Genomic DNA, 2,371 nt, shown 5'->3' on the forward strand with positions numbered 1-2,371 from the left:
AGCTATCTGAAGGACCTGCGTGAGCGCCGGGAAGCCGCACTGCTCGACGTCATCTCCGCCATGCCACCCGCGGAGCGGGCCGCACTCGCGACAGGACTGAGCGGTTTCCGTCTCGCCGTCGCGGACACCGCGCAGCGGGCCGGCCCCGGTGGGGCAGCGGAGTCCGCCTGACCGCCATGGGGGGCCGGTCTGTCGTCCGCTTCACCGTTCACCTGCCATTGCTCTTGAGCGTGGGACCGCAGGGGGCACGCAACGAACTCGCACGACGCAAGAGTGTTTCCTCGGGCGTACAGTTGTCAAACGGCAACAGTTTCCGTGGGAAAAGGTCCGGCCGCACCCGTCCTCCCGTCGGCATGGCCACCGTCACCACCCCGTCACTCCTCCCTGTCCGGACACGCCGCCCCGCGCAGCCGCGTCCGGGCGATGTCGCACGCCGCCTTGACGGCCTGCAGCTGGGACGCCGACGGCGGCAGGGCCGCCGCCATGGCGTGCGCGTACCGGGCCCGCATCCGTTCCATCTCCGCGGCCCCCGTGGGTGTGATCTCCAGCACCATCCTCCGGCGGTCGCCCGCGTGCGAGCGCCGGGTCAGCAGTCCTGCCCCTTCGAGGCGCCCGCACAAGCGGCTTGCCGAAGCCGGCGTGATGTCGAGCGCCCTGCCCAGTTCGGTGAGGCCGAGGGCGGGGGACCGGTAAATGGCGGTGAGGGCGCGCAGCGTCAGATACGGCACGGCCCCCGGGGCGTGGAGATCGGCGTACTCCCACAGCGCCACGAGGGCCGCGGCGGCCGTCCGGGCATCGGTGTCCGCATCCGCTCCGGCCGGGCGGTGGGGGCTCTTGTTCTCGCTGTCAGTCATCGTCTGCCGCTCGGGTTCGCATGGGGCTGTGGTCGTACCTCGGCTGGTACCCGTCAACAGCGGCATACCGTCTCTCCCTCGGCCATACAATTGCCGGACGGCAACTGTTTGCGGGTGGACGGCTCGAGCGCCGGGGTCACCACCATCCCTCCCGACCCCTGCCATCCCGGCACCTCCCGCGTCGCGGGCAGGTCGCCGGCGATGGCGCGAACCGGTACCAAGCGCTCGATTGCCCTCCCCTGTCGAGTGGGATAACCTGCGGAATATTTGTCGTACGGCAACGGTTTAAACATAAAAAGACGGCACGGTTCCCCGGCGTGACAGACCGGGCGGACCGACGCCGTTCTCACTCTCTTCAGGGCATCTGACGGAACGAGGTTGGTCATGGCTGAGGCTGCGGTCGAAGAAGCGCGCTCCGTGCCGCGGTCGCGGTCCTCGCGCGGGGGCGGCAAAGTGGGCGAGTCGGAGCTGCGCCAGCTGCTGGCCGGGCTCACGGCCGTACGTGACGGGGACTTCGGCACCAGGCTCCCGGACGAGGGCGACGGGCTGATCGGGGAGATCGCGACGGTCTTCAACGGCATGGTCGATCAGCTGTCGCTGTTCACCTCCGAGGTGACCCGGGTGGCCCGCGAGGTCGGCACCGAAGGGACCCTGGGCGGCCAGGCCGTCGTCCCCGGGGTCTCCGGTACGTGGGCGGACCTGACCGACTCGGTGAACGCCATGGCGGGCAACCTCACCACACAGGTCCGGGACATCGCCCAGGTGGCGACCGCGGTGGCCAAGGGTGACCTGTCGCAGAAGATCGACGTGGACGCCCGCGGCGAGATCCTGGAGCTGAAGGAGACCGTCAACACGATGGTCGACCAGCTCTCCGCCTTCGCCGACGAAGTCACCCGCGTCGCCCGCGAGGTGGGCAGCGAGGGCCGGCTGGGAGGGCAGGCCGAGGTTCCGGGCGTCGGCGGCGTCTGGCGTGACCTGACCGACTCGGTGAACTTCATGGCGGGCAACCTCACCGACCAGGTCCGCAACATCGCGCAGGTGACGACCGCGGTGGCCAAGGGTGACCTGTCGCAGAAGATCACCGTCAACGCCCGCGGCGAGATCCTGGAGCTCAAGAACACCATCAACACGATGGTGGACCAGCTCTCCTCGTTCGCCGACGAGGTCACGCGCATGGCGCGCGAGGTGGGCACCGAGGGCATCCTCGGCGGCCAGGCCGACGTCAAGGGGGTCTCCGGCACCTGGCGCGACCTGACCGACTCGGTGAACTTCATGGCGGGCAACCTCACGGCACAGGTGCGCTCGATCGCCCAGGTGGCGACCGCGGTGGCCAAGGGCGACCTGTCACAGAAGATCACGGTGACGGCACGCGGCGAGATCCTGGAGCTGAAGGAGACCATCAACACGATGGTCGATCAGCTCTCGGCGTTCGCCGGTGAGGTGACGCGTGTCGCGCGTGAGGTGGGCACGGAGGGGCGTCTGGGCGGTCAGGCCGACGTCAAGGGCGTGTCGGGTAC

Annotated in this window: 2 protein-coding genes; one reads left to right on the plus strand and one right to left on the minus strand. The window is 69.5% G+C overall.

The genetic code is table 11. From position 1 onward, the window contains the following. Nucleotides 1-374 precede the first annotated feature (374 nt). The gene (locus ACIA79_RS33510) at nt 375-854 is read right to left on the minus strand and encodes a MarR family winged helix-turn-helix transcriptional regulator (RefSeq protein WP_399432202.1); all 480 of its coding nucleotides are present in this window, start codon (nt 852-854) and stop codon (nt 375-377) included. Nucleotides 855-1,238: 384 nt separating this feature from the next. Here ACIA79_RS33510 and ACIA79_RS33515 point away from each other — a divergent pair. Continuing rightward, nucleotides 1,239-2,371: HAMP domain-containing protein (locus tag ACIA79_RS33515; protein WP_399432204.1), on the plus strand; the 1,133-nt coding region annotated here is incomplete at its 3' end.

Source organism: Streptomyces sp. NPDC051310 (genome assembly GCF_044455245.1).
Classification (GTDB): domain Bacteria; phylum Actinomycetota; class Actinomycetes; order Streptomycetales; family Streptomycetaceae; genus Streptomyces.

Coding starts and splice junctions, on each gene's coding strand:
- ACIA79_RS33510 (WP_399432202.1), bottom strand. CDS start 854: ATGACTGACAGCGAGAACAAGAGCCCCCACCGCCCGGCCGGAGCGGAT.